Below are 231 nucleotides of genomic sequence, written 5' to 3'. Positions count from 1 at the left end.
AGTTGATTTGGGCTGTGGCGCACGAAATAGTTGGCGCGACAGCGCGACCAGATATGGTGCAGCGCTTCTTCGTCAATGTTGTCCATTCGCAGTAGTGCCAGCGCCTGCAGTTGATGATGGCGCACACGCTCGCGCATATCCGGCGTGTTTTGCATTCCACGACGCAGCTGTTTTTCCGTGGCGAAGTATAATTCGCGCAACAGGCTTTGCTTCCAGCTATTCCACAGTGTT

At 54.1% G+C, this 231-nt stretch carries 1 protein-coding gene; it reads right to left on the bottom strand.

Features of this window, described 5'->3' with window-relative positions; all coding sequences use genetic code 11:
* On the bottom strand, positions 1 to 231 hold a 231-nt coding region (locus FDX22_RS24415; protein ID WP_146717915.1), incomplete at both ends, for a hypothetical protein.

It is taken from the genome of Citrobacter sp. TBCS-14 (assembly GCF_005280805.1).
GTDB classification, from domain to species: Bacteria; Pseudomonadota; Gammaproteobacteria; order Enterobacterales; family Enterobacteriaceae; genus Citrobacter; species Citrobacter gillenii.
This window is presented reverse-complemented; position numbering and strand designations above follow the sequence as displayed.